Annotated in this window: 17 protein-coding genes; 4 read left to right on the top strand and 13 right to left on the bottom strand. The window is 69.3% G+C overall.

Going from position 1 to position 21052, the window contains the following annotated elements; all coding sequences use genetic code 11:
* On the top strand, positions 1–621 hold a 621-nt coding region (locus ACJ8AN_RS03415), incomplete at its 5' end, for a DUF4276 family protein (protein ID WP_407753757.1).
* A 7-nt stretch (positions 622–628) separates the two neighbouring features.
* On the opposite strand, the gene ACJ8AN_RS03410 is transcribed toward ACJ8AN_RS03415, so the two are convergent.
* The gene (locus ACJ8AN_RS03410) at positions 629–1378 is read right to left on the bottom strand and encodes a hypothetical protein (RefSeq protein ID WP_407753756.1); all 750 of its coding nucleotides are present in this window, start codon (positions 1376–1378) and stop codon (positions 629–631) included.
* A gap of 57 nt (positions 1379–1435) precedes the next feature.
* Positions 1436–3712 carry an ATP-binding protein gene (locus ACJ8AN_RS03405; RefSeq protein ID WP_407753755.1) on the bottom strand — a complete coding sequence of 759 codons (2277 nt, stop codon included), beginning with the start codon at positions 3710–3712 and terminating at the stop codon, positions 1436–1438.
* Between the two features lie 243 nt (positions 3713–3955).
* Here ACJ8AN_RS03405 and ACJ8AN_RS03400 point away from each other — a divergent pair, with 243 nt between their 5' ends.
* On the top strand, positions 3956–6157 hold the full coding sequence (locus ACJ8AN_RS03400; RefSeq protein ID WP_407753754.1) for a tryptophan synthase alpha chain: 2202 nt from the start codon (positions 3956–3958) through the stop codon (positions 6155–6157).
* Between the two features lie 128 nt (positions 6158–6285).
* On the opposite strand, the gene ACJ8AN_RS03395 is transcribed toward ACJ8AN_RS03400, so the two are convergent.
* The 4 genes from ACJ8AN_RS03395 to ACJ8AN_RS03380 all read right to left on the bottom strand — a co-directional run bounded on the left by ACJ8AN_RS03395 (position 6286) and on the right by ACJ8AN_RS03380 (position 9779).
* Positions 6286–7446 (bottom strand): App1 family protein, encoded by a 1161-nt coding sequence (locus ACJ8AN_RS03395; protein ID WP_407753753.1) that lies wholly within the window; start codon positions 7444–7446, stop codon positions 6286–6288.
* Positions 7447–7478: 32 nt separating this feature from the next.
* On the bottom strand, positions 7479–8411 hold the full coding sequence (locus ACJ8AN_RS03390) for a DUF2167 domain-containing protein (RefSeq protein ID WP_407753752.1): 933 nt from the start codon (positions 8409–8411) through the stop codon (positions 7479–7481).
* A gap of 132 nt (positions 8412–8543) precedes the next feature.
* Complete coding sequence (locus ACJ8AN_RS03385; protein ID WP_407753751.1) at positions 8544–9173, bottom strand: YdcF family protein; 630 nt, start codon at positions 9171–9173, stop codon at positions 8544–8546.
* Positions 9174–9218: 45 nt separating this feature from the next.
* On the bottom strand, positions 9219–9779 hold the full coding sequence (locus ACJ8AN_RS03380) for a putative glycolipid-binding domain-containing protein (RefSeq protein WP_407753750.1): 561 nt from the start codon (positions 9777–9779) through the stop codon (positions 9219–9221).
* 430 nt (positions 9780–10209) lie between these two features.
* Between ACJ8AN_RS03380 and ACJ8AN_RS03375 the strand changes: the two genes are divergently transcribed.
* Both ACJ8AN_RS03375 and ACJ8AN_RS03370 read left to right on the top strand, forming a co-directional pair.
* Positions 10210–10551: a hypothetical protein gene (locus ACJ8AN_RS03375; RefSeq protein WP_407753749.1), complete on the top strand. Its 342-nt coding sequence runs from the start codon at positions 10210–10212 to the stop codon at positions 10549–10551.
* Positions 10552–10591: 40 nt separating this feature from the next.
* On the top strand, positions 10592–11086 hold the full coding sequence (locus tag ACJ8AN_RS03370; RefSeq protein ID WP_407753748.1) for an SMI1/KNR4 family protein: 495 nt from the start codon (positions 10592–10594) through the stop codon (positions 11084–11086).
* A gap of 28 nt (positions 11087–11114) precedes the next feature.
* Here the strand turns inward: ACJ8AN_RS03370 and ACJ8AN_RS03365 are convergent, their stop codons facing one another.
* From ACJ8AN_RS03365 to ACJ8AN_RS03335, 7 genes are all read right to left on the bottom strand, one after another.
* On the bottom strand, positions 11115–12224 hold the full coding sequence (locus ACJ8AN_RS03365) for a hypothetical protein (RefSeq protein WP_407753747.1): 1110 nt from the start codon (positions 12222–12224) through the stop codon (positions 11115–11117).
* A 22-nt stretch (positions 12225–12246) separates the two neighbouring features.
* A complete protein-coding gene (locus tag ACJ8AN_RS03360) occupies positions 12247–12762 on the bottom strand; it encodes a hypothetical protein (protein WP_407753746.1) in 516 nt (171 codons plus the stop codon).
* An 84-nt stretch (positions 12763–12846) separates the two neighbouring features.
* The gene (locus ACJ8AN_RS03355; RefSeq protein WP_407753745.1) at positions 12847–15558 is read right to left on the bottom strand and encodes a DUF3427 domain-containing protein; all 2712 of its coding nucleotides are present in this window, start codon (positions 15556–15558) and stop codon (positions 12847–12849) included.
* A 265-nt stretch (positions 15559–15823) separates the two neighbouring features.
* Positions 15824–17683, bottom strand: coding sequence for a serine/threonine protein kinase (locus ACJ8AN_RS03350; protein ID WP_407753744.1), 1860 nt, complete (start codon positions 17681–17683; stop codon positions 15824–15826).
* On the bottom strand, positions 17680–18543 hold the full coding sequence (locus tag ACJ8AN_RS03345) for a DUF2381 family protein (RefSeq protein WP_407753743.1): 864 nt from the start codon (positions 18541–18543) through the stop codon (positions 17680–17682). Before ACJ8AN_RS03345 ends, ACJ8AN_RS03350 begins: the two co-directional genes overlap by 4 nt.
* A 184-nt stretch (positions 18544–18727) precedes the next feature.
* A complete protein-coding gene (locus ACJ8AN_RS03340; RefSeq protein WP_407753742.1) occupies positions 18728–19351 on the bottom strand; it encodes a hypothetical protein in 624 nt (207 codons plus the stop codon).
* Between the two features lie 11 nt (positions 19352–19362).
* A complete protein-coding gene (locus ACJ8AN_RS03335) occupies positions 19363–20982 on the bottom strand; it encodes a hypothetical protein (protein ID WP_407753741.1) in 1620 nt (539 codons plus the stop codon).
* Positions 20983–21052 lie beyond the last annotated feature (70 nt).

Below are 21052 nucleotides of genomic sequence, written 5' to 3'. Positions count from 1 at the left end.
GGCGAGCTCACGGGGCCGGACACGAGCCGCCAGCGCGCTCCGGGCACGCCCCTCACCGAGAACGAACTGGGTGCGGCCCACCTCCTCGTGCGCCGCTGCCTCGAGCGCTCCCGGAGCCTGGCACCGGAGCTCATCCGATTTGAGGAACCCTTGCGCTCTCGCGGCAAGCTCGCCCGGGGCAGCATGCTCCACAGCCGCACCACCCTGCGGCCCCTCCTCTTCTGGGCGGACGAGAACCTGCGGCCCGACCTGGCCATCGTGCTCGTGGATGCGGATGGCAAGGAGGAGCGTCAGGCGGAGCTCGACTCGGCGCTCCAGGAGCTCACGGTCGAAGCCGTCGCCGCCGTGGCCATCCAGGAGTTCGAGGCGTGGCTCATCGCGGACCCCGAGGCGGTGAAGTCCGTCCTCCGCAAGTCGCTCTCACCGCCCAAGCCCCCCGAGCGACTCGGGCGGCGTCAGGCCAAGGAACTGCTCCAGCAGTGGTCCGACGAGCACGCCAGCAAGCAGGAGCCCGCGGACATCCGCCGACGGCTCGTACAGGAAACCAACCTCGACACCCTCGCCCGCGTGTGCCCCGCCTTCGCGGAGCTGCTTCGCAGGCTCGGGCCTGTCCGAGCCTGAGCGCCGGCTACAGCTGGATGTTCTCGTGCTTCACGAGCGCGGTGAGGGCCTCCTCCATCACCGCGCGCGCCGCCGCCGTGTAGCGGTAGAGCAGCGCGTGCACCTGCCGGTCCGCCTCGTTGCGGTTCTCGCAGTGCTTCGAGTACTCCTCGAAGGCCTGCAGGCCGCTGACGATTTGCGACAGGTGGTTGGGGCACTCGCACTGCACGGCGCTGGAGACCTCCAGCAGCACGCCGAGCTGCTCGGGCGAGTAGCGCGGCGCCTTGGGCACGGCCGGCACCGTCACCGTGGACACCGCGCCCGGGGCGCCCAACTGCAGCGCCGGAGCCGCCGCCGCCGGGGCCGTGGGAGCCGCCGCCGGAGCGGGCACCGCCGCCTTCACCGGTTGAGGCCGCAGCATGTCGTCGAGCACCGCCAGGTGCACGTGCGCGCGCAGCAGCGACAGGGAGATGGGGCCCTGCAGCAGCCGCACCTTACCGGCCGGGTACTGCTGCAGCACCCCGCGCCGCGCGAAGCGGTAGGTGACGATGGCGTGCCGCGCCCCCGAGTCCTCCAGCAGCCCCGGCACCACCCCCGTCTGCACCCCGTTGAGCTCCAGGAAGTCCAGGGCCAGCACGTCCGGCCTCTTGGAGGCAGCCTCCTGCCGGAACGCCTCCAGCGACGTCCCCGACCACACCACCTCGACATCCCGGAGCGCCTGCGGATTCTCCCGGAGCTGCGCCGGGTAGGACTCTCCCAGTAGGGCCAGCTTCACCATGACTCACCTCGTGAACGGCCCTCAGGTTGTCTTCTCCGCGTACCCCGCTCAATCGGACTAATGGACAAACCCCGGAGGGTGTGTGCTGTCCTCCACTTCGCGGCTCGCCGGCAGCAACGGCAGTTCGACGGTGAACGTCGCGCCCTCGCCCTCGCGGCTGTCCACCTGCACCGTGCCCCCGTGTGCCTCCACCAGCTGCCGGACGATGTAGAGGCCCAGGCCGAAGCCCTCCTTCTTCTCGCCCGGGGCCGGGGCCTTCTTGAAGCGCTCGAAAATCTCCCGCTGCTGCTCCCGCGCAATCCCCGGCCCGTGGTCGCGGACAATCAGACGCCCGTGGCCGTCCGTGCGCTCCACGCGCAGCTCGATGGGCTGGCCCTTGCCGTACTTGAAGGCGTTGGACAGCAGGTTCGTCAGCACGCGCTCCAGCCGCAGCCGGTCCCACCGCCCCACCACTCCCGGCCGCACGTCCAGCACCAGCTGGCTGCCCGCCTCCGCCGCCTGGTCCGCGTGCCGCGCCACCGCGTCGTGCACCAGGTCCGTCAAATCCACCTCCCCCACCTCCAGCTCCAGCTTCCCCGAGGACAGCCGCGACAAGTCGAGCAGGTTGTGCAGCAGCCGCCCCAGCCGCTGGGTGTAGCGCATGGCCGCGGCGAGCGACTCGCTCAACCTCGCCGCGTCCGCCGGGGGCGAGCGCCGCAGCTTGCCCAGCATGAGCTGCAGCGCGTTGAGCGGGTTGCCCAGGTCGTGCGCCGCCACGCCGATGAGCTCCAACGCCGCCTGGGCCTCGCGCAGGAGCCGCGCGTTCTCCAGCGAGAGCGCCGTGCGCCCGGCCAGCTCCTCGACGAAGACCTGGTCCGTGTGCGTGAAGCGGCGCTCGGGCCGATGGGACAGCAGCGTCAGCGCGCCCAGCGCCCGCCCCCCGGCCCGCAGCGGCACCGTCAGGCTCGACACCGCGCCCAGCCGCTCGAAGCGCCCCTGCTGCGCGGCATCCGTCGCCCCCTCCCGCATGAGCTCCGGCGTCACCTCGGAGAGGAGCTCGCTCTGGCCCGTGCGCAGCACCTGCTCCATGCCATGGGGCCGCTCGCGCCAGCGCGGGCTGGTGTGGATGAGCTCCCAGAGCACGCGCTGCTTCTCCGCGGACACGTGCACCACCGTGTGCGCCTCCAGCTCGCCCGAGGCATTGAGCAGGGAGAGCACGCACCCATCCGCCAGCTCCGGCACCAGCAGCCGCGCCAGCTCCGCCACCGCCTGGCCCGGGTCGGGCGCCGAGAGGAAGAGCCGCTCGGCCTCGGCGAAGAGGTGCTGGGCGCGCTCCAGGCGCTTGCGCTCGGTGATGTCGCGGGTGAGCACCGCGTAGCCCTCGAGCCCGCCCCCGGGGTCCCTCAGCCCGGTGAGCAGCGACTCGGCCCAGAAGCGCGTGCCGTCCTTGCGCAGCCGCATGCCCTCGGACTCCAGCCGCCCCTCGCTCGCCGCCCGCTCCAGCTCGCGCCCCGGCAGCCCCTCCGCCATCGCCTCCGGCGGGTAGAGCAGCGCCCCGGGCCGGCCGATGATTTCCTCCGCATGCCAGCCCTGAATCCGCTCGGCGCCCGGGTTCCAGCTCGCCACGCGGCCCTCGGGGTCCAACAGGTAGAGGGCATAGTCCTTCACCCCCTCCACCAGCAGCCGGAAGCGCGCCTCGGTGGCGCGGGCCTCGTGGTGCAGGGGCCAGAGCGCGCGGGTGAGCACCCACGCCAGCCCCATCGCCACCAGCACCCCCAGCGTCGCCACGGTGAGGATGAGCCAGAGCGCGCGCTGCTCGGACTCGCGGGCATGCCGCTCGCCCACCTTCACCCGGTACTCGGTGAGCCAGGCCAGCTCGCTGAGCGCCTGGTTCGTCCGGTTGCGCGCCTCCGTCACCCGGTGGAAGCGCCGCTCCACCTCCGCCGGCGCCACCCGTCGCGCCCGCGCCTCCTCCAGGGCCCGGGTGGCCGACTCGTGCTCGCTCTCGGCGCGGGTGAGCACCTCCAGCGCCTGCACCTCCTCCTCATTCAAGGCGTGCGAGCGCAAGTCCCCCAGCGTCTCCAGGTAGCGCTGCCGGGCCGCCTCCGCCTCGTCCAGCGAGCCGCTGTCGCCCCGGGCGTCATGGGTGCGCTGGGCGGCGATCTTCTCCTGGAAGGCGCCGCGCAGCCGCTCCACCTCGGCGACGTGCAGGACGCGGCTGACGGTGACGGCGTCATGGCCGGTGAGCAGCGAGCGCAGGGCGAAGGCGGTGATGGTGGCGATGGCCAGGGACACCACGAGCGAGGCGGTGAGCCCCACCGCGATGCGCCTGGTGAACGCCCCGGGACGCTTCATCCGCCGCCCTCCCCTCCCTTCCCGCCGCTGGCCCACCCGTACAAGGTGACGACCTGGGGCGCGGGCAGGAATCGGTGCTCGCGGGCAAGGGGCTGTCGGAAAGCGGGCATGCATTGTCCTCGGGTACACGTCCCATGCGTTCACCACCGGGCCCACACGGCGCCGAGGCCCCTTCCCCGGTCCGCGGAGCCGACCCAGGTTGTGCCGCCGTGGACTCCTCCAGGGAGGGGTGAAGGGCGGGGCATGGGCGGGCGGCGCAGCGGGCTCGGGTGGGTGGGCCTCCTCGTGGTGTGGGTGGCCTGCGGCGGGACGGTGGAGACGGACCCGCTCGAGGAGGCACGTGCGCGCTCCGGCTGCCAGCCCCTCTCGTGCGAGCACCAGGGACTGGACTGCGGCACGGCGCTGGATGGCTGCGGCGGCGTGCTGCGCTGTGGCACGTGCGCCGGGGACGAGGTGTGCGGGGGCGGAGGCGTGCCCAACGTGTGCGGCCCGGCGCGGTGCACCCGGGCCACCTGTGCTTCCCTGGCGAGGACGTGCGGCCGCGTGGCGGATGGCTGCGGGGGCACGCTCGAGTGCGGCACCTGCCGCTCGCCCGAGACGTGTGGAGGCGGGGGAGTGCCGGGGGTGTGCGGCCGGACGCCCTGCACGCCGGCCACGTGCGCGGCGCTGGGGAAGAATTGCGGCACGCTCTCGGACGGCTGCGGCGGCACGCTCGAGTGCGGCACCTGCCCCGAGGGCGAGACGTGCGGCGGCGAGGCGCCCAACCTCTGTGGCCACGCCCCCTGCACGCCGGCCACGTGCGAGGCGTTGGGGAAGGACTGCGGCACGCTCTCGGACGGCTGCGGCGGCACGCTCGAGTGCGGCACCTGCCCCGAGGGCCTCGCGTGTGGTGGCGGCGGGGTGCAGAACGTCTGCGCGCCCGCGCCCTGCGTGCCGGCCACGTGCTCGGGCCAGGGGAAGAATTGCGGCACGCTCTCGGACGGGTGCGGCGGGACGGTGGAGTGCGGCACCTGCGCGGCGGGCGAGTCGTGCGGCGGCGGTGGAGCCCCCAACGTGTGCGGCCCGGCCTCGTGCCTGCCCACCACGTGCGCGGCGCAGGGGAAGAATTGCGGCACCATCTCGAATGGGTGCGGGGGGACGCTCGACTGCGGCGAGTGCGCCACGGGCGAGACGTGCGGCGGGGGCGGCGCGCCCAACGTGTGCAGCGCGCGGTGCGTGCCCGTCACCTGCGCCGAGCAGGGCAAGAATTGCGGCCTGGTGCCGGACGGGTGCGGCGGGATGCTGGACTGTGGCACCTGCGGGGCGGGCGAGACGTGCGGCGGGGGCGGCGTGCCCAACGTGTGCGCCGTGCCCTCGTGCCGGCCGTACACCTGTGGCCTCCTGGGAAAGAATTGCGGCAGCGTCTCCAACGGGTGCGGGGAGCCGCTCGAGTGCGGCACCTGCGCCGAGGGCGAGACGTGCGGGGGCAGCGGCGTACCCAACGTGTGCTACCGCGCCTCGCCGCTGTGCGTGGACAAGGAGCTGGGCAGCGCGCTGCCGGTGCGGGTGAAGGGCAACACGCTGTACGCGAATGATGACCACCAGGCCGCGTGCGGAGGGTGGGGGGCACCGGACCGGGGCTACCTGTGGACGGCGCCGAGGAGCGGCGTCTTCACCTTCGACACGGCGCGCTCGGCGATGCGCACGATGCTGAGCCTGCGGCGGGAGGGCTGCGGGGGCGCGGAGCTGGCGTGCGCCACGGACGGCATCAGCTACGGGGGAGGCGCGCGGGTGTCGGCGTCGCTGGCGGCGGGGCAGCGGGTGCTGGTGGTGGTGGACTCGCCGGGAGGCGGGGACTTCAGCGCCGGGGACTTCGAGCTGCACATCCAGGAGCGCACGGCGAGCGAGGCGGGAAGCTGCTTCGACGGCTCGGACAACGATGGGGACCGGTGGGTGGACTGCGCGGACACGGACTGCCAGGGCGAGCCCTTCTGCGACGGGCGGGGGTGCGCGGACACGGATTTGGGGAGCGCGCTGCCGGTGACGTACCTCGGGGACACGGCGCAGGCGGGGGATGGCTTCCAGGGCACGTGTGGCGCGGTGCTACAGAAAGACAGAGCGCACCTGTGGACGGCGCCGAGGAGCGGCACCTTCGTCTTCGACACGGTGGGCAGCGGATACGGCAACGCGCTGTACGTGCTGACGGGGTGCCGGGGGAAGGAGCTGGCGTGCTCGTCGAGCCGGACAGCGGGGACGACGGGCGCGCCGGTGGTGAAGCTCGCGCTGGAGAAGGGGCAGACGGTGCTGGTGGTGGTGGACGGGCTGGCGAGTACCTCGGCGGCGCTGCCCATCCGCTACACGCTGCACATCAACGAGTACGTGCAAGGCGAGTCGGGCCGCTGCGCCAACGGAGCCGACGACGACGCGGACGGCCGGGCGGACTCGGCGGACCCCGACTGCCGGTAAACGCCTCACAATCCCTTTCAGACGACCCGGGGCCATATCCCCTCGCCCTCCGGGAGAGGGAAGCGTCACTCCCCTTGGACAACAGGGTCGTTGGCCCACGGGGTCGTTGGCCAGCCTGGGCGCGAGCCTCAGTGCGGCTCGTGGTCGAGCTTGTCCAGGAGCGAGCGGGCCTGGGCGTCCTCGCGCTGGTGGGCCTGGACCTCGGCCACCTCGCGCCAGCGAATCCACCCCTGGCTGGCGGCGTGTCGCGCGGCCGTCACCGTGTCATCCACGGCGAGCATCTGGCTGCCCGCGGCGCGGATGTCCTCGGCGATGAGGGCCAGCTCGCGCTCGCGCCCCGAGCGGTGCCACACATTGCGGATGTAGACGCAGTGGATGCGGCCGGGGAACTCGCGCACGATGGTGCGGTAGTGCTCGGCGTCCTCCTGCCCGCTGTCGCCAATGAGGATGAAGGGCAGCGTCTCCAGCGTGCCGAGCACCCCGCGAATCTTCTCCAGCTTGTGCCCGTGCCCTCCCCCGGGCGCGAAGCCCTGGCGGCTCAGCCCCCAGTCGCGCAGGAGCAGCGGCCCGGCCGGAATGCGGTGCAGCCCGAGGAACTCATCCAGGTGCTCGTACAAATTCCACGGGCTGGAGGAGACGTAGAAGATGGGGTTGCACGCCGAGCCGGTGCTGCCCTGGCGCAGCGCCTCGTAGAAGGCGTCCACGCCCTCGAAGGGCAGGCGCGTGCGGTGCTCGGTGAGGAAGAGCGTCCACAGGCGCTTGAGGAAGTTGGTGACGTTGGTGACGATGACGGTGTCGTCCAGGTCGCTGATGACGCCGAGCTCCGCCTCGGGGCCGGCCACCAGCACGGGGGCGCGCACGCGGGCCACGCCCTCGGGGGCCGGCGAGAGCAGCTCCAGCTCCACGTCGTGCCAGCCGGCCTTCGTGCCGGGAGGAGGCTCCACCCACAGCTCGAGGAAGCCCTCCTCGTCGGTGGTGCCCTCCCAGCGGTGCTCGCCCCAGCACGCCTTCACCCGGGCGTGGGGAATCTCCACCGTCATGTACCGCTTCCACGAGGCGATGGCGCTGCCCACCAGCGTGTGCCGCTTCCAGGGCGGGCGCACGTGCCGGTCCTCCAGCACGCGCGCCTTGAGGAGGGCCCTGCCGAGGCTGCCATAGCCGCGGTAGGGCAGCAGGCGCGGAGGACGGGCGAGCCCCAGCTTGCGCCGCGCGCGCCAGCCCCAGGATTCAGCGTGGTGCTCGAGGTGGAAGGCGAGCCGGACGAGGGCGTTGGGCTGCTTGCGGGACATGGCCGCGGGACTCTACCAGCGGCCCGCGCGGCTCACTCGCCCGGAGTGGCGGACGGCGGCGACTCCGTCTCCTTCTTGCCGAAGAGCCGCTTGAGGAAGGCGGCCGCGCCCGCGAAGAGGAGGATGACGGCCTTCTTGCCGGCCACGAGGAGGCCCAGAATCACCTTCCAGAACTTGGCGAAGAGGCCCACCTTCACCAGCTTGGCGGCGCCCACGCCGGCCCCACCGAGCACCAGGCCCGCGAGGCCGAACTCGGCCACCTTGTCGGTGCCCTCCTGGTAGTCCGCGTAGCGCGCGCCCGGGTTGAATTGGGTGTTCGCGAGCAGCCGGGCCACCTCGGGCTTGCCGGCCACGAGCCCCTCCGGACTCACCACCAGGTTCATGGACACGTAGCCGCGGCGGCCCAGCACGCGCGTGCTGTAGTTCACCGAGGTGCTGTTGTCCGAGATGGCATTGAGCGCCCAGATGAGCTCGTGGCGGGCCTTGTCGTAGTGCGGAGCCTCGGTCCAATCACTCACATGCAAGGGCTTGAAGCCGCGCTCCACACGCTCCTTGTTGGCCTCCTCCGTGCCCTCCTGGATGGCGGTGAGGATTTCCTTCGCGTCGAGCGCCTCGTCGTCCTTGATGTAGCCCTCGTCCTGGTAGCGGACCACGACGACCCACGTCGCCTTGTCGTCCTGGGGCGCCACCACGCCGAGCAGATCCTCGTTGTAGAACGAGCCGTTCATCTCCAGCAGCTTCGCGGCCTCGCCCTTCTCCAGGAAGAGGTGCTCGGCGGGCAGCTCCAACGACAGCTCGTGGCCGAGGTCCACCTTCTGGGGGCCGGGCTGCCAGTGGAACACCGGCCCGGACTCCTCACCGGCGGCCTCCTCGTGGGCCGCGGGGTCCTGCGAAGGTTGGGGAGCGGCCCAGACCAGCAGGGGCAAGAACACGGCGGCGACACACCAGCTGCGAGCGATTGACATCGCGCGACCTCTCTTCAGGGCGACGGCGGTGAAAGTGGACGCGCGGTATAGCCGCTCGGGGCGCGCGCGCACAATCACGCCCGGCTCGGGAAGCAGGCGGTGCGGGCTTCCCCCTACCCCACGTGAGGCGCCTCAGGAGGGCTCGCGGGCGAGCAGCACGCGCGGGTGCAGCAGCAGCGCGGCGGCCTCGCGCACCGTCCAGTAGATGCGGTCGGAGAGGAACTGGTTGCGCTCGGTGAGGAGGGCGGGACTGGTGGCGACCTCGAAGCCCTGGAGCCGGAAGTACTGGCGGGCGCGCAGCAGGTGGTACGGGTCCGAGACGACCACCACGCGCCGCGCCCCGAGCGAGCGCAACACGTCCGCGGAGAAGCGCGCGTTCTGCTCGGTGGAGTGACTCTGCTCCTCGGTGAGACAGGCCTCGGGGGGGACGCCGAGCCGCACCGCGAGCTCCTTCATGACGCGGGCCTCGGCGGGCGGATGGAGGCCGACGCCGCCGGAGAAGAGGAGCCGGGGCGCCACGCCCTGGTGGTAGAGGTCCACCGCCTTCTCGATGCGCGCGCGCAGCGCGGGAGAGGGCTGGCCATTGGGCAGCACGCGGGCCCCGAGCACCACGATGACGTCCGAGGGAACGGCGCGCTCGTGCTGGCCGAAGCGGTCCACCACGAAGGCCAGGCCCCAGAGGCCGAAGGTGACGACACCGAGGCCCACGAAGAGCCAGCGGCGGAGCCGGCCGGGCCCCTTGCGCAGAGCGAGAGGAGGCATGGCGAGCAGGGTACGCCAGGAGCCCGGGGCGTGTCCGGGCCCGCGTCAGCGCGAGGGGAGGCGGCGGAAGAGCCCCGGGTGCTCGAGCACGAGCCCGAGGGAGTCGACGCGCAGCTCGGAGCGCGCGCCGGAGTCGAGGCGCTCGAAGAGGTAGCGATCGGGCTCGAGGCAGAGGTAGCGCTGGCGGGCGGGGCGGGCGGCGAGCGAGGGGGCGGAGAGGGAGACGGCGAGGATGTCGTCGGAGGAGTCGGGAGCCAGCCCGAGGCGGCGGATGGGGAGGGTATGGGTGAAGGGGGAGACGGAGAGATCGACGTCGATGCAGCCGTTGAGCTCGGGGAGGGAGCGGCCCTTGCCATCGGACCAGAGGCCGGCGCCATCGGAGCGCAGGACGAGCTGTGAGTCGCTGCCGAGCAGGGCGAGCTCGACCTCGCGGACGCGGCAGGCGGAGTCGGTGCGGAGGAAGTAGCGGAGGGAGAAGGGACGGCCCTCGGGGGAGACGCCCTCGACGGAGCTGTGGACGGTGAGGCCGCGAGGAATCTCGCGGAGCACCAGATGCTCGTGACCGGGGCCGGACCAGGGGGCCCAGGCGACGTGTTGCTCGTTCATGCTCGGGCGCAGCATACGGGAGCCCCGGCGTGGGAACAGGACAACCTGCGCGCCCCGCGTCATGCCGCGCTGCGACGAAGATAGCGCGAGCAACTCCGTTCCCAGCGCGCCCCGGCGGGCGATACCCGGACTCGCGATGGGAACATTCGACTGACCTCCGTCATGACTCGGGGAACGTTTCGGGCAACGCTTCTCCAAAGAAGGCCTCGAGGGCCTTCCGGGCATGTGCCTTGAGATCGCTCATGCTCGCGACATCATCGAAATCTTTGGACTCCCGTCCTCCTCGCGTACCTCAGGCATCGGCGGGGCTCGATGTTGGCTGTGTGCCACTCTCTGAGGAGTTCCTCGGGCGAGGTGGGGGTGGGGGCCTGTATCGTGCTCACCAGGTGCACCAATGACCTATCATTCAGACTTCGATGTTGACACCGTCATGAAGACGCTCGGCACCGTGGGCGCGAAGTACCCGGAGGGCACGCCGGAAGACGAGGCGCTCCGAATTGCCGCGGTAGCGTTGCTCTACCTTCGCGACCTCCAGAAACTGGATGAATATCGCGATTATTTTCGGAGGTTCTTCACCTATAAGCCGGTGACCCCTGCTCGAACGTTCGCGACGAGAGAGGAAGCGGACAAGTGGCTCGCCAGTGGAAATGCCAAGGATGGAGAGTTCGTCAAAATCGCTGGCCAGGGTTTTGTCGTGTACGAAATGCCGAAGGGATTGAAGTTCGTCCCGAGGCCTCTGCCGGAAGAACTGGAACCTCCAGATTCGGAGTAGTCGGGCTGCGATCCCATACTGGCCATATTCGCAAGCACCCATGCCCCTGAATGAACTGCTCGAGGAGATTTCGCGGCGGCACTTCCCGAACCCGCCAGCCTCACCGCAGCAAATCGAAGACTTCGAACGTCGAGCGGGCTGGCGCCTGGATCCAGACCTGCGTGCGTTCTATTCGCGCTTCGATGGTGCACGCCTTTTCAAGCGGGATGACGAAATCTATCGGATTCTTCCCCTCTCGGAGATCGTTCGGGCCAGGGTCGCCATTCTCGGGAAGGACTCGGATGAGTACGGACCCGCGTCCTGGTACGCCATCTGCGACACCGGTGACTCTGATTACGTCGCGGTTGATGCGAGCACAATGGAGAACGGGCGATATCCGCTGCTCGATTGCTTCCACGAGACGTTCATGGAGGCAGGCAGCAACAAACGCATCGCCCACTCGTTCTCCGACTTCCTCGAGCGGGCCCTGCGCAGCGGCGGCCGCCCGTACTGGCTGAAGAACGACTGGGCGCTCCTCCCCGCTCCTCCGAGCTGACGAAAACGCGCCTCTTCTCTCCACGGCCTCAGGGCAGGTTCGCCAACGTGTCCCGAGAAGCGAAGAGGGCACCGAGGAGCGTGGGCGGCTCGTACAGGGACTCCACCCGGAGGTCCGGCAGGGGAACATCGGCCAGTTCCAGGGGGAAGGGCCGATAGCCGAACACCTGCTCGATGTGGCGGGTCAGCGTGTCCGCGTAGGGCCTGGCTTCCCCGGACGGCTCGAAGGAGAGCCTCGGCTGGGTGCGCTTCTTGTCGGACCCCACCAGGGTGGTCGTCGTGTAGACGAGGTACAGCGGCGCGAGGATGCACACGGCTCCTACCACCCGGGTGACGATCCGTTCGCCGTCCGGTGAAGGCTCACGCAGGTACAGACAAACGCGGGAGCAGCCATCCTTCGAGGGATACGTCACATCCTGGATGTCGTGTCCGGGCAACGCGGAGTGCAAGCCCTCCAGGAAGTCGTCCCACTGCTTCCAATCCTCCCAGGTCTTCCGCCGGAGCTCGTGCCACCGCTGGTACTCGGGCGTCCGCTGATAGGCGAGCACTGGCTCCTCGTCGTCGTCCTCCCAGACCGGATAGCCCGCGGGGTAGTAGTGCCGGGCAAGCTGGATGAGCTCCGCGGCCCTGGGATCGTTCATCGCCTGGGGGCTCGGACGGGGCCGCTCCACTGCGCGACGCGCTCCCTCCTCCTCTGGGGGAAAATGCAGCTCGAAGCGCCATGACACCGTCCCGGCGCCGTGCGGCGTCAGCACCACGGAGACGTCCACCGTGCGCGCTTCCCGGTGCACGGTGACGTCGAAGGCATGGATGGAGTCGAGGTACTTGCCAAAGGTTCCCGGGATTTCTTCATGCACCACACGGCGGACGATCTCGGCGCGCTGCTGTTCGTCCTCGACCTCAAGAAGCACGTGAAGGGAGGTGCCCAGATCTGGAGCCAAAAGGTCGCTGCCGCGCCGCTTCTTGAGGAAATACGGGAAGTGCACCTCGAACGCCTTCAACCCGCGAGCGAATGGCACACCCTTGAAGCCCCCCACCTTCGGGAAGGCCTGAATGGGCCGCTTCCTACCATCAGGACCCACGGCGTCGATGCGAAGCGGTTGGGTGAGGGGCTTGTAGGCAGAGCTCGGCGGACTCATTCGATAGCTGCTCCAGGAAGACCTATGGATAGTCGCAGAAGTAGGGTTCGTTGAAGTGGACGATCTTCGCGCCCTGGGTTGCATCACACGCGCTCACTTCGGCCCCGGAGATCTTCTCCTTGAGCATCAGGTTGTAGAGCGTCTTGAAGTTGTTGCAATGAATGACATGCATCACACCTGGGTCTGCCTCCGACAGCACCTTGTACATGGCACGATTGGCCATGGTCGCCGCCGCTTCCTGGGCATCCTCCAGGGAGATTTCCCCCTGTCCCCTGTTACGGACCGGCATGCCGACCTCGAACTTGCAGATGGAGGTGGCTCCCGAGTCGCCCATGGTGATTCGGGCGTGGATGCAGACCGCCCACCACCCGCCCGGCTCCTTCTTCGGTCCGGATTTCCGCACGACCTTCGCGAACTCGAAGTGTGCCGGAGTGATGCGCCCGGTCACCGTGTTGCGGCCGGTGGCACAACCCGTCAGCCCGCCGCTCCCCAGCAACAGCACGCCGATGAGCACGGCCAGGAGTGGAGACTCAGGCACTGGGCACTCTCCATCAAGGGATGACATCAGCAGAGCCGATATCAATGCAGTGCGGCTGTTCGTATGTTGCATATAAACACCCGCTCAGACGATGCGCACCTCCTCTGAGGGAGTCGCGCCTACGAGTTCACGCCGGATGTCGGGCGGAATGGGCCGGTCCAGTTCCAGAGTGACGGTCATGGGGGCATCCCCATCGGCGTCGACGACCCTCACTTCGCCCATGTAGAGCGCGGGCTCGTGTGAGCGCCCTTGGACGAACAGGTGCAGCGCCGTGCCACGCTCCGCATGCTCGAGCACCCTTCGGCCGGCCTCGTTCGCTTGGGTCATCTTGTTCTGGCTGGTCCACGAGAAACGCTGGTCCGAGATGAAACGATTGCTGTAGCGCTGAGTCTCCTTCGCACCGCTCGTATCGAGCTTGGTGATGATGACGCCGTGCTGCCCGAACCAGAGGATGCCGGAGTTATGGCGCGCGGGGTCGTACTGCGTCCCGAAGTGGCGGACGATCTCCGGTCGCGTGTATTGCGCGTAGCGTGTCAAATCCGAGGGCGTTCGGAGCACGCCACCATGGCGCTCCAGATAGTCCTTGTTCACGGTGTACAGCAGACGGCCCTCGACCTGTGGAAGAAGCTCCGAGCCCAGCACCGTGAGAATGTCCCTCGCCAGATGGTCGTCGGAGAGCACGGCCTCCGGTACTTTCTTGCGAATCGTCCCCCAGGCCCGGGAGTCATCGAGCGATGTGTGTTCGGGCCGCCATTGGGGGTATTCGCGGAAGAACTCCTCGTAACCGGCTCCTGGCTCCTCAGGGCGCGCGGCCAGCCCCCAGAGAACCGCGTACGGTCCAACACGTTGGGCCTGCCAGTCGGTCTCCGCTGCCGCGAGGAGGAGTCGAACGGGATGCTCGTCTGGAAGCCCTTTCGCCCAGCCGGGCTCGTCTCCTTGAGCCTTCTGGCACTCCAGCCATGAACCGTAGGCCCCGCGGAAATCCTTCAACTCCGGCAGCTCGTCCCGATGCCACAAGTCGACGGGAAGCGGTGGCCGGCCCAGCTCGTCACGAAGCAGGCGGTAGGCCTCATCGCAGCGCTGTCGTGTCGTGAGCCGGCGAATCTTCGCGAGGATCTCCTGCGTGCGCTTCTGGAGGACGACCTCGCAGTCGCGCGGCGGCTTCAGGGTGAATCCCTCGACGACATCGACGCGCGCTCCCGTCCCCTTTGGATCGTGCAGGGCCTGCAACGTGACCCAGGAGCTCCGGTGATGGCCGACGAAGTCGAGCACGGTCAGGACCTCCGTTCCTGGAAAGAGGCGCAGCCCTCGCCCCAGCTGCTGGAGAAACAGCGAGGCCGAGTCCGACGGCCGGAGGAAGAGGAGCGAGTTGATGGCCGGGATGTCGACCCCTTCATTCAGGACGTCGGCCACGAACAGCCATTCGAGTGGATCCCCCACGTCCGCCAACCGGCGATAGATGGCCTCGCGCTCCTCGACTGATTGGTTTCCCGAGACCGCCACGGCGGTTTGATGCCATCTGTTGAAAGCCTCGGCCATGAACTGCGCATGTCGGACGCTGGCACAGAAGCCGACGGCCGCGCGCTTGGGCCCATCGAAGCCGCGCAGCAGCGCTTGTTCGAGCACCAGCTCGGCGCGCGCATCGACCGATAGCTCGCGCTCCAAGACATCAATGGGAATCCTCCCGTTGCGCCAGGGAATCCGCGCGAAATCGACGGTCTCGTCCGCGATGCCGAAGTAGTGGAACGGAAGGAGCCAGCCACGGTCGATCGCCTCGGGGAGACGAATCTCGTAGGCGATGTTCCAGTTGCACCACGCGAGGACGTCATGCCCGTCCTGGCGCTCGGGAGTCGCCGTCATTCCCAGGAGAAATGCGTCCTCGATGAGCGCGCGGAGCGGCTGGTAGCCCGGTGCCTCCGCGTGGTGGAACTCATCGATGATGACGTAATCCCAGCGGCGTCCGAGCAATGCATTGTTGCCACGAAGGCTCTGCACCGTCGCGAAGACGATGTCCGTATCCACCTCCGCGCGTCCTCCACCCACGATCCCGAGGCGACGCTGCCGGAGCACCCGGCCAAAGGCGTTGAAGGCCTGCTTGAGGTGTTCGAGACGGTGCGAGACATACAGGACACGTTGCGCCCGGCTCGCGGCGACGTCGAACGCCGCCAGGAACGTCTTTCCCAGACCCGTTGCCGCGATGACCGCAGCACGACGCTCACCCCGAGCACGGAGCTCGGCCAGTTGCCGCAATGCCTCGAGCTGTGCCCGATTGGGCTCGGGGGCGGGCCCCGGCTCATCGGCGGCCATCAGGAACGGCAAGGGCCCGCGCTCGGGCCGTCGGCGCGCGCGGTACCGGCGAATCAACTCGCGAGAGAGCGGCTGCACATCGGAGCGGTTCCAGAGTGCGTCGAACTGCCGCCGGGTCTGCTCGATGCGGGCCTGCTCCAGGGAGCGGATGTTCCACTCGAGGTTGGTGGCGAGCCCACCCTTGGTGAGATTGGAGGAGCCCGCCCAGCACTCGGCGCCACTCCTCCCGCGAAACCACCAGAACTTCGCGTGGAAGCCGGTCGACCCCTCCTGGACCCGGCAGTCGACACCCTCCATTCCCAAGAGCGCTTCCAGCGCTTCGGGCTGGGTGATCTGCTGGTAGGTGGACGTGAGGATCCTGACACGGCCTCGCCTCGCGACCTCTTGGAGAGGATCGACGAGAAGTTGCAACCCGCTGCAGCGAGTGAATGAGACGGCGAGCAGGGCCTCTTCCGCCCCCGCGAGACCCTCACGCACGGCATCGAGCATGCGCGGCTCGTCGGGAAGATTCAGAATCGAGTGCACTGGGGTTGCGGCCATCCCGACCAGGTTAACCTGCTCCACCGGGCTTCACTCAAGAGTGCCGTCATCTCCCACAACCAACCCGCCGAATCCCAAGAGGGACAGGAGACCCTCCCGTGTCTTCCCCCCTCGGGCGTGGGGACCTCCCGGGCTCATTTTTCCGGGACTGGTCCGACAATCGGACCAGTCGGCACCAATCGTGGCCGGAAGCTCCCTCGTTCGACTCGAGGCGCTACTCCGGGAAGTGTCGCCCGGGGAGCTGGACGTACGTGTCCACCATGGGCGCGTTGAGGACGGCGGTGTCCGCGCCATGCTCCACCTGGGCCGGATCGACCCCGGCGCCCCCCTCATCCGGACTGGCCGCGTACGTCAGCACTCCGAACTTCGTGTGGTCCCGCTCGCTCACGACCACGGAGCAGAGGGGAGACGGATCGCGGCCGGGCGTCGGGTAGACGCCATCCAGGTAGATCCGGTCGAACTGCACGTAGACCCGATCCGGCAATGCCTTCGCCTCCCCGGTCACCCGGCGGATGCTCCCGTCGGGCAGATACATCCAGCCCTCCATGGGCCCGCTCCTCACATTGCAATAGCCCTCTATCTCCACACGGGCAGCATTCGTGACCGTCGTCAGCTCGACGCTCGTGAAGGGTCGCTTTTCGAAGCCCAGCCGCACCGCCGTCTGCCGGGCCTCGGAAGGACACCGTTCCAGAAAGCCTCCGACGTCAGGCCGCACGGGTGCGCCCACACAGGCAAGGACATGGGCGGAGACAGCGCAGAGCAGCGTGAGGGGTTTGCTGAGAGGCTTTGGCGTGGAGCAGGGCAAGAGGTCGCATCCTTTGTCGGAAGGCGCTGGGAGGACCAGCGCGGTGGAAGCCGCGCCGGAGCACGTCCCCACCAACGCGGGCGCGCACACCGTGCGGACGACTCCCCACCCTATCCCGAGCAGGAGCAGGACGAGGGCAACCACGGCGAGCCCCCTCTTCCATCCCTTGCGAGGCGCCCCGGCCTCCCGCTTCCCACTGCCCGGCTCCGGCGCTCCAACCGCCACTTCCGCTTCACTGCCGGACAGCGGAGGCGTGCCTCCGTCCGGGTGGATGCTGGAGGCCGCGTCCACCGAGGGCTCTGGCCTGGCCTCCACCGGCGGAGCCTCCGCGCTGGCCGGGGCGAAGGCATACGGCGCCCGCCATGCCTCCGTGTCCCCTTCCCGCTCCAGCATCCGCACCAGTTCCTCGTGCACGGCGCTGGCGCTCGGGGGACGTTGCTCCGGCTCCTTCGCCAGCAACCGCATCACCAGCTCACTCAGCGCTGGAGGGACGCGCGGGTCCAACTGGCGGGGCGCCGCGGGCGGGACGAGCTCGATGGCGAGCAGCAACATCTCCGCGGGCAGGCGGGGGTTGAAGGGATGGCAATCCGTCAGGGCCTCGTAGAGCAGCGCCCCGAACGCGTAGAGGTCCGCCGAGGCCCTGGCGGGGAAGTGCGCGCCCCGCTCCCATTCGCCCTCTCGCAGGAAGGTGGCGACCTCGGGCGGCATGTTGTGGAACGTCACCGGGGGCAGCCCCCGGGTCAGCGTGTACGTCCCTGGCAGCCACACCGCACCGAAGTCGATGAGCAAGGGCTTGCCGTCCCCTTCTCCCACCAGGACGTTGTCTGCCTTGAGGTCGCGGTGGAACACGCCGCGCTCGTGCAGCTCCGCCAGCACCAGGGCCAGCTCGCTCAGCACCCGCACCACCCGGCACAGCGGAGCCTGTGTCTCCCAACGCCAGGTGTTGAAGGGGGAGCCGGGCACGTAGTTGGTGACGTGGAAGAAATAGCCTCCCTCCAGCTGCGGCCAACGGCCCAGCTCGCGGACCTCCAGCAGGTTGGGGTGGCGGAAGTGCCCCAGGGAGATGGCCTCGCGAAAGGCCCGTTCGTCCTCGCGCGCCTCGTCTTCATCACCCGGCGGACGTACCGCCATCTTGAGCCTGTAGAGCCGGCCTCCCTCCTCCACCAGGAAGACCACCGCGAAGCCCCCACTCCCCAGGCGGCGGACGACGCGGTAGTGCCGCACCATGTCCCCGGGTTGGAGCAGATCGGGGTGGAAGGGCTTCGTCATGGCAGGCTCCTCACGTGCTCGAAGCGCAGCACCCGGGGACCGTCTTCCTCCATGGTCAATGCCATACACCCCACCCCCGCCGGAATCCGGGTGGAGAAGACATAACGTTGCCACGGCCCTTCGGCTGCCGCCGGGGTGACGGCGAGAGGGAGTGCAGACTCCACCCCCACGCGCGAGGCTTCACAGCCAGATTCCATCCGGGCTCGAACGAGCCGCCAGGGCATGGAGTTGACCTGGATGGTTCCGACGGACACGGTCACGAAGAGGCGTTGGTCCATCCGGAACACGGAATCAACACGGGCCCGGAGGCCGTCGGACTGCCTGGACACCCATGTCTCTCCCGGCGTGACGAGCGCGAGCCTCGGCTGCGCGCCCGGCCCATGGCTCGCGAGGAGCATCTCCGCCACAGCGCCCACCGGGTCCGCACTGGCCTCCATCGGCTGGGGCTCCCGTGAGCCGAAGGACACGCGCGCCTGGAGGTCCACCTCGTCCCGCCGGGTGACGAGCGCGAGCGTCAGCGTGCGTGGCTCACCCGCCTCCGTCCGGCCCGTCACCGGCACGAGGAGCCGCTCGCCCTCCGCCAGGTCTCGCAGGGGAACGAGCACCAGGGAACGCGGTCCCACCGGGACCACGCCCACCCGCGCGCGCAGCTCGGGTGTCAGCAGCGCGGCCGGCTCGAGCAGCTCCTCGAAGTCCACCAGCGTGGAGAGCCGGGCGGCCACGTACAGCACGGGGGGTGCTCCGCCCGCGACGAGCACGGTGCCTTGCCGCGTCCGCCGCCCGGTGGCCCACGCCTGCGAGGCGGCCAGCAGGCAGAAGAAGAGGACCCGGAGCGGAACGGGCCAGGAACGAGCGTGCACGCAGCCTCCGTGAGGAGGGCGGCACGCTAGAGGAGCCCGCCTGTCCGGGCAAGCACTGCTCGACCCTGGCGGTCGCGCCGCAACGGATGACCCTCCGAGTCATGTTCCCATGAGCCGGTGCGAGTGGTCCGCCGTCCACGATGGGAGACGGTGGACCCGTACCATGGGAGTTCCTGCCAGTGCGTCAGTAGATGACGCCTTCGCACTTCTCGAGGAGGGCCTTGATGACTTCCGGCGTGGTTCCATTCTCCTTGGCGAGGACCGGAGCGAACCAGGTGACGGCCACCGTGGAGGGTGGCTCGCGTGCATGGCCCTTCATGGTGATGGAGCCGATATCCCCTGGCCAGTCCATGGCGGCCAACGCGGCGCTTCTGCGGATGGGGTCCAGGATGGTGAAGCAGGGCCACCTGGGAAACCGGAGGGTCGCGGGGTCACAGCCATGGAAGCGGCACCCGTCGAGCCGGGCCTCGGAGAAGTCACAGTCCTTGATGGCCGCGTGCTCCCACGCCCCCGGATAGGTGGGCCAGCGTCCGAAGTCACAGCCCGAGAAGCGCCCCTTGAACCGGCACCCTTCGAGGGAGGCGAACACCCAGTCCTGGTGGTTCTTCAACTCCTGCTTCACCTCGAAGGTGCAGTTGATGAATCGAACTCCCTCGATGAAAAGGCGCCGTGCAGACACCTTCAGCACGAGGGTGCAGTTCTTCAGCGTCAGATTGCGGCCCAGGAAGTAGATGGAGCCCTTGTCTGTCAACTCCAGCCGCTCGTTTTCGATTTCCCGGTCCTCGTAGAAGACTTTTTTAGCGAGCATCCCTCGCCCTTTCAGAAGGTGAGCATCCGGAAGAACTCGCCCGCCATGCGTCGGCCATGCCGCGCCAGGTTCGACTCCGTGCCGGAGAGAATCTCGTACTGGCGGCCGGTCGCTGGGTCAACGACGTCGATGCCCTCGCTCAGGCTGAAGTCGTAAAGATGTTTCAACCGTCTGCTCACCTGGCGTTGCACAAAACGTCCCCGGGCCTCGCGCTCCAGCAGCCGCGCCAGCCAGTACTCGCCCTCCTTGAGCGCCTTGTCGATCGCATCTTTTTCTTTCGGGGAGAGTTGGTCCGGCCCCCATTCGTTGGCCGCGCGAGTGACGGCTTCCTGGAGCATGTCGCCCACCTCGTCCTCGGCCGGGATGTCCGCGAGTGACTTGCCGCGTGGCAGGTGCCAACGCTGCCCGTTGGCGAGCACCACCTGCCGGTTGCCACCCCGGTGGCGGATGACCGTGGTAGGCGAGTTGCCACCGGAAGCCGCCCCACCGCCACCGCCCTTCTTGAGCAGCACCACCGAGAGCGGACCGTGGGGCGAGGCCGCCACCGTCTCCACCGCGGCCACCGCACGGACCAGCGCGCTCTCCTGAGCCATCGCCGTCTCCGCCGCGACCTCGGGCGCCAGCACGGCGGCCCCGCCCTGCGCCTCCCACTGCATCCCCGCCAGACCGTAGCCCGGCAGGGACTTCACCCGCGCGGCCACCTCGCCCAGCGTGCGCCCCGTGAGCGCCCCCACCGCCAGAATCATCACCCGCGCCGCGTCCGTCCCCAGCACCCTGGCGAACTGCGCGCCTGCCTCGCGCAGTTCCGCGAAGGTGGAGGCTTCATGCGCTCGGGTCGTCAGAAGGGCCCACCCGTCCAGCAGCCCCCACAGCGTGTCCACGCCCAACCACGCCACGAGAATCACCGTCAGTCCCGCCGCGAGCAGCTTGGTGGTCGGCTCGGGTACCAGCCAGGAGGTGAGGTACAAACCGACGGTCCACACGCACATGGCCAGCAACGCACGTGGGTTCAGTTCCCGCCCCAGTGCCTCGCGCGTCTCGTCCAGCACCGAGCCGAACGCCAGCGCGAGCGCCAGCGTGAGCCGGTCGTCCGCGCGCAGGTAGGGCCCATCGTCGAAGAGGCCCAGGCAGTCGCCTCCACCCCGGGGCCGGCACCAAATCCCGTACTGGTCGCGCAGGGCCGCATCCGCCTGGGGCGTGAGGGTGCTGCTCTCATCCAGGGGCACCAGGGTGAGGACACGGCCCCGGCTCACCTCGGCCAGCCATTCCCCCTCCAGTTGCGGATTCGTCCCCTGCTGCGCGAGCTGCTCCTTCAGCAGCTCGCGCGCGGCCTCCCGGGGTGACTTGCCCCCCAGTTGCACCTCGTGTGCGAGCCGCTGGAAGGTGCGCTGGAAGGCGGCCTTGTCCACTGGCACCGGCCGGATGGGCACGGTCCCCAGCTCGAGCACCTGCACCTCGTACACGGCCGCCGCTCCGGCTTCGAACTCCCGCTCCCACGACAACCCGCGCTCGCCTGCGGGACGGCCCGTCGCGCATGCGGCGTGGATGATGAGGACGACGAGGGCATGCACGGACAACCAGGGACGCAGCCACGTGCGGGGCAGGCCCGGCTCATGACGACGGTTCGGCATGCCACTCCTCCGGCCTATGTCTTGGATTGGGAATGGGTCCGAGGATGCACCAGGTGACCCCAGGCCTCCA

This window comes from Archangium sp. (assembly GCF_045802675.1).
GTDB lineage: Bacteria > Myxococcota > Myxococcia > Myxococcales > Myxococcaceae > Archangium.
This window is presented reverse-complemented; position numbering and strand designations above follow the sequence as displayed.

Excerpts from the sequence above, each read along its gene's own strand:
- ACJ8AN_RS03410 (WP_407753756.1), bottom strand. The coding sequence starts at position 1,378 with ATGGTGAAGCTGGCCCTACTGGGAGAGTCCTACCCGGCGCAGCTCCGG.
- ACJ8AN_RS03405 (WP_407753755.1), bottom strand. The coding sequence starts at position 3,712 with ATGAAGCGTCCCGGGGCGTTCACCAGGCGCATCGCGGTGGGGCTCACC.
- ACJ8AN_RS03400 (WP_407753754.1), top strand. The coding sequence starts at position 3,956 with ATGGGCGGGCGGCGCAGCGGGCTCGGGTGGGTGGGCCTCCTCGTGGTG.
- ACJ8AN_RS03395 (WP_407753753.1), bottom strand. The coding sequence starts at position 7,446 with ATGTCCCGCAAGCAGCCCAACGCCCTCGTCCGGCTCGCCTTCCACCTC.
- ACJ8AN_RS03390 (WP_407753752.1), bottom strand. The coding sequence starts at position 8,411 with ATGTCAATCGCTCGCAGCTGGTGTGTCGCCGCCGTGTTCTTGCCCCTG.
- ACJ8AN_RS03385 (WP_407753751.1), bottom strand. The coding sequence starts at position 9,173 with ATGCCTCCTCTCGCTCTGCGCAAGGGGCCCGGCCGGCTCCGCCGCTGG.
- ACJ8AN_RS03380 (WP_407753750.1), bottom strand. The coding sequence starts at position 9,779 with ATGAACGAGCAACACGTCGCCTGGGCCCCCTGGTCCGGCCCCGGTCAC.
- ACJ8AN_RS03375 (WP_407753749.1), top strand. The coding sequence starts at position 10,210 with ATGAAGACGCTCGGCACCGTGGGCGCGAAGTACCCGGAGGGCACGCCG.
- ACJ8AN_RS03370 (WP_407753748.1), top strand. The coding sequence starts at position 10,592 with ATGCCCCTGAATGAACTGCTCGAGGAGATTTCGCGGCGGCACTTCCCG.
- ACJ8AN_RS03365 (WP_407753747.1), bottom strand. The coding sequence starts at position 12,224 with ATGAGTCCGCCGAGCTCTGCCTACAAGCCCCTCACCCAACCGCTTCGC.
- ACJ8AN_RS03355 (WP_407753745.1), bottom strand. The coding sequence starts at position 15,558 with ATGCTCGATGCCGTGCGTGAGGGTCTCGCGGGGGCGGAAGAGGCCCTG.
- ACJ8AN_RS03350 (WP_407753744.1), bottom strand. The coding sequence starts at position 17,683 with ATGACGAAGCCCTTCCACCCCGATCTGCTCCAACCCGGGGACATGGTG.
- ACJ8AN_RS03340 (WP_407753742.1), bottom strand. The coding sequence starts at position 19,351 with ATGCTCGCTAAAAAAGTCTTCTACGAGGACCGGGAAATCGAAAACGAG.
- ACJ8AN_RS03335 (WP_407753741.1), bottom strand. The coding sequence starts at position 20,982 with ATGCCGAACCGTCGTCATGAGCCGGGCCTGCCCCGCACGTGGCTGCGT.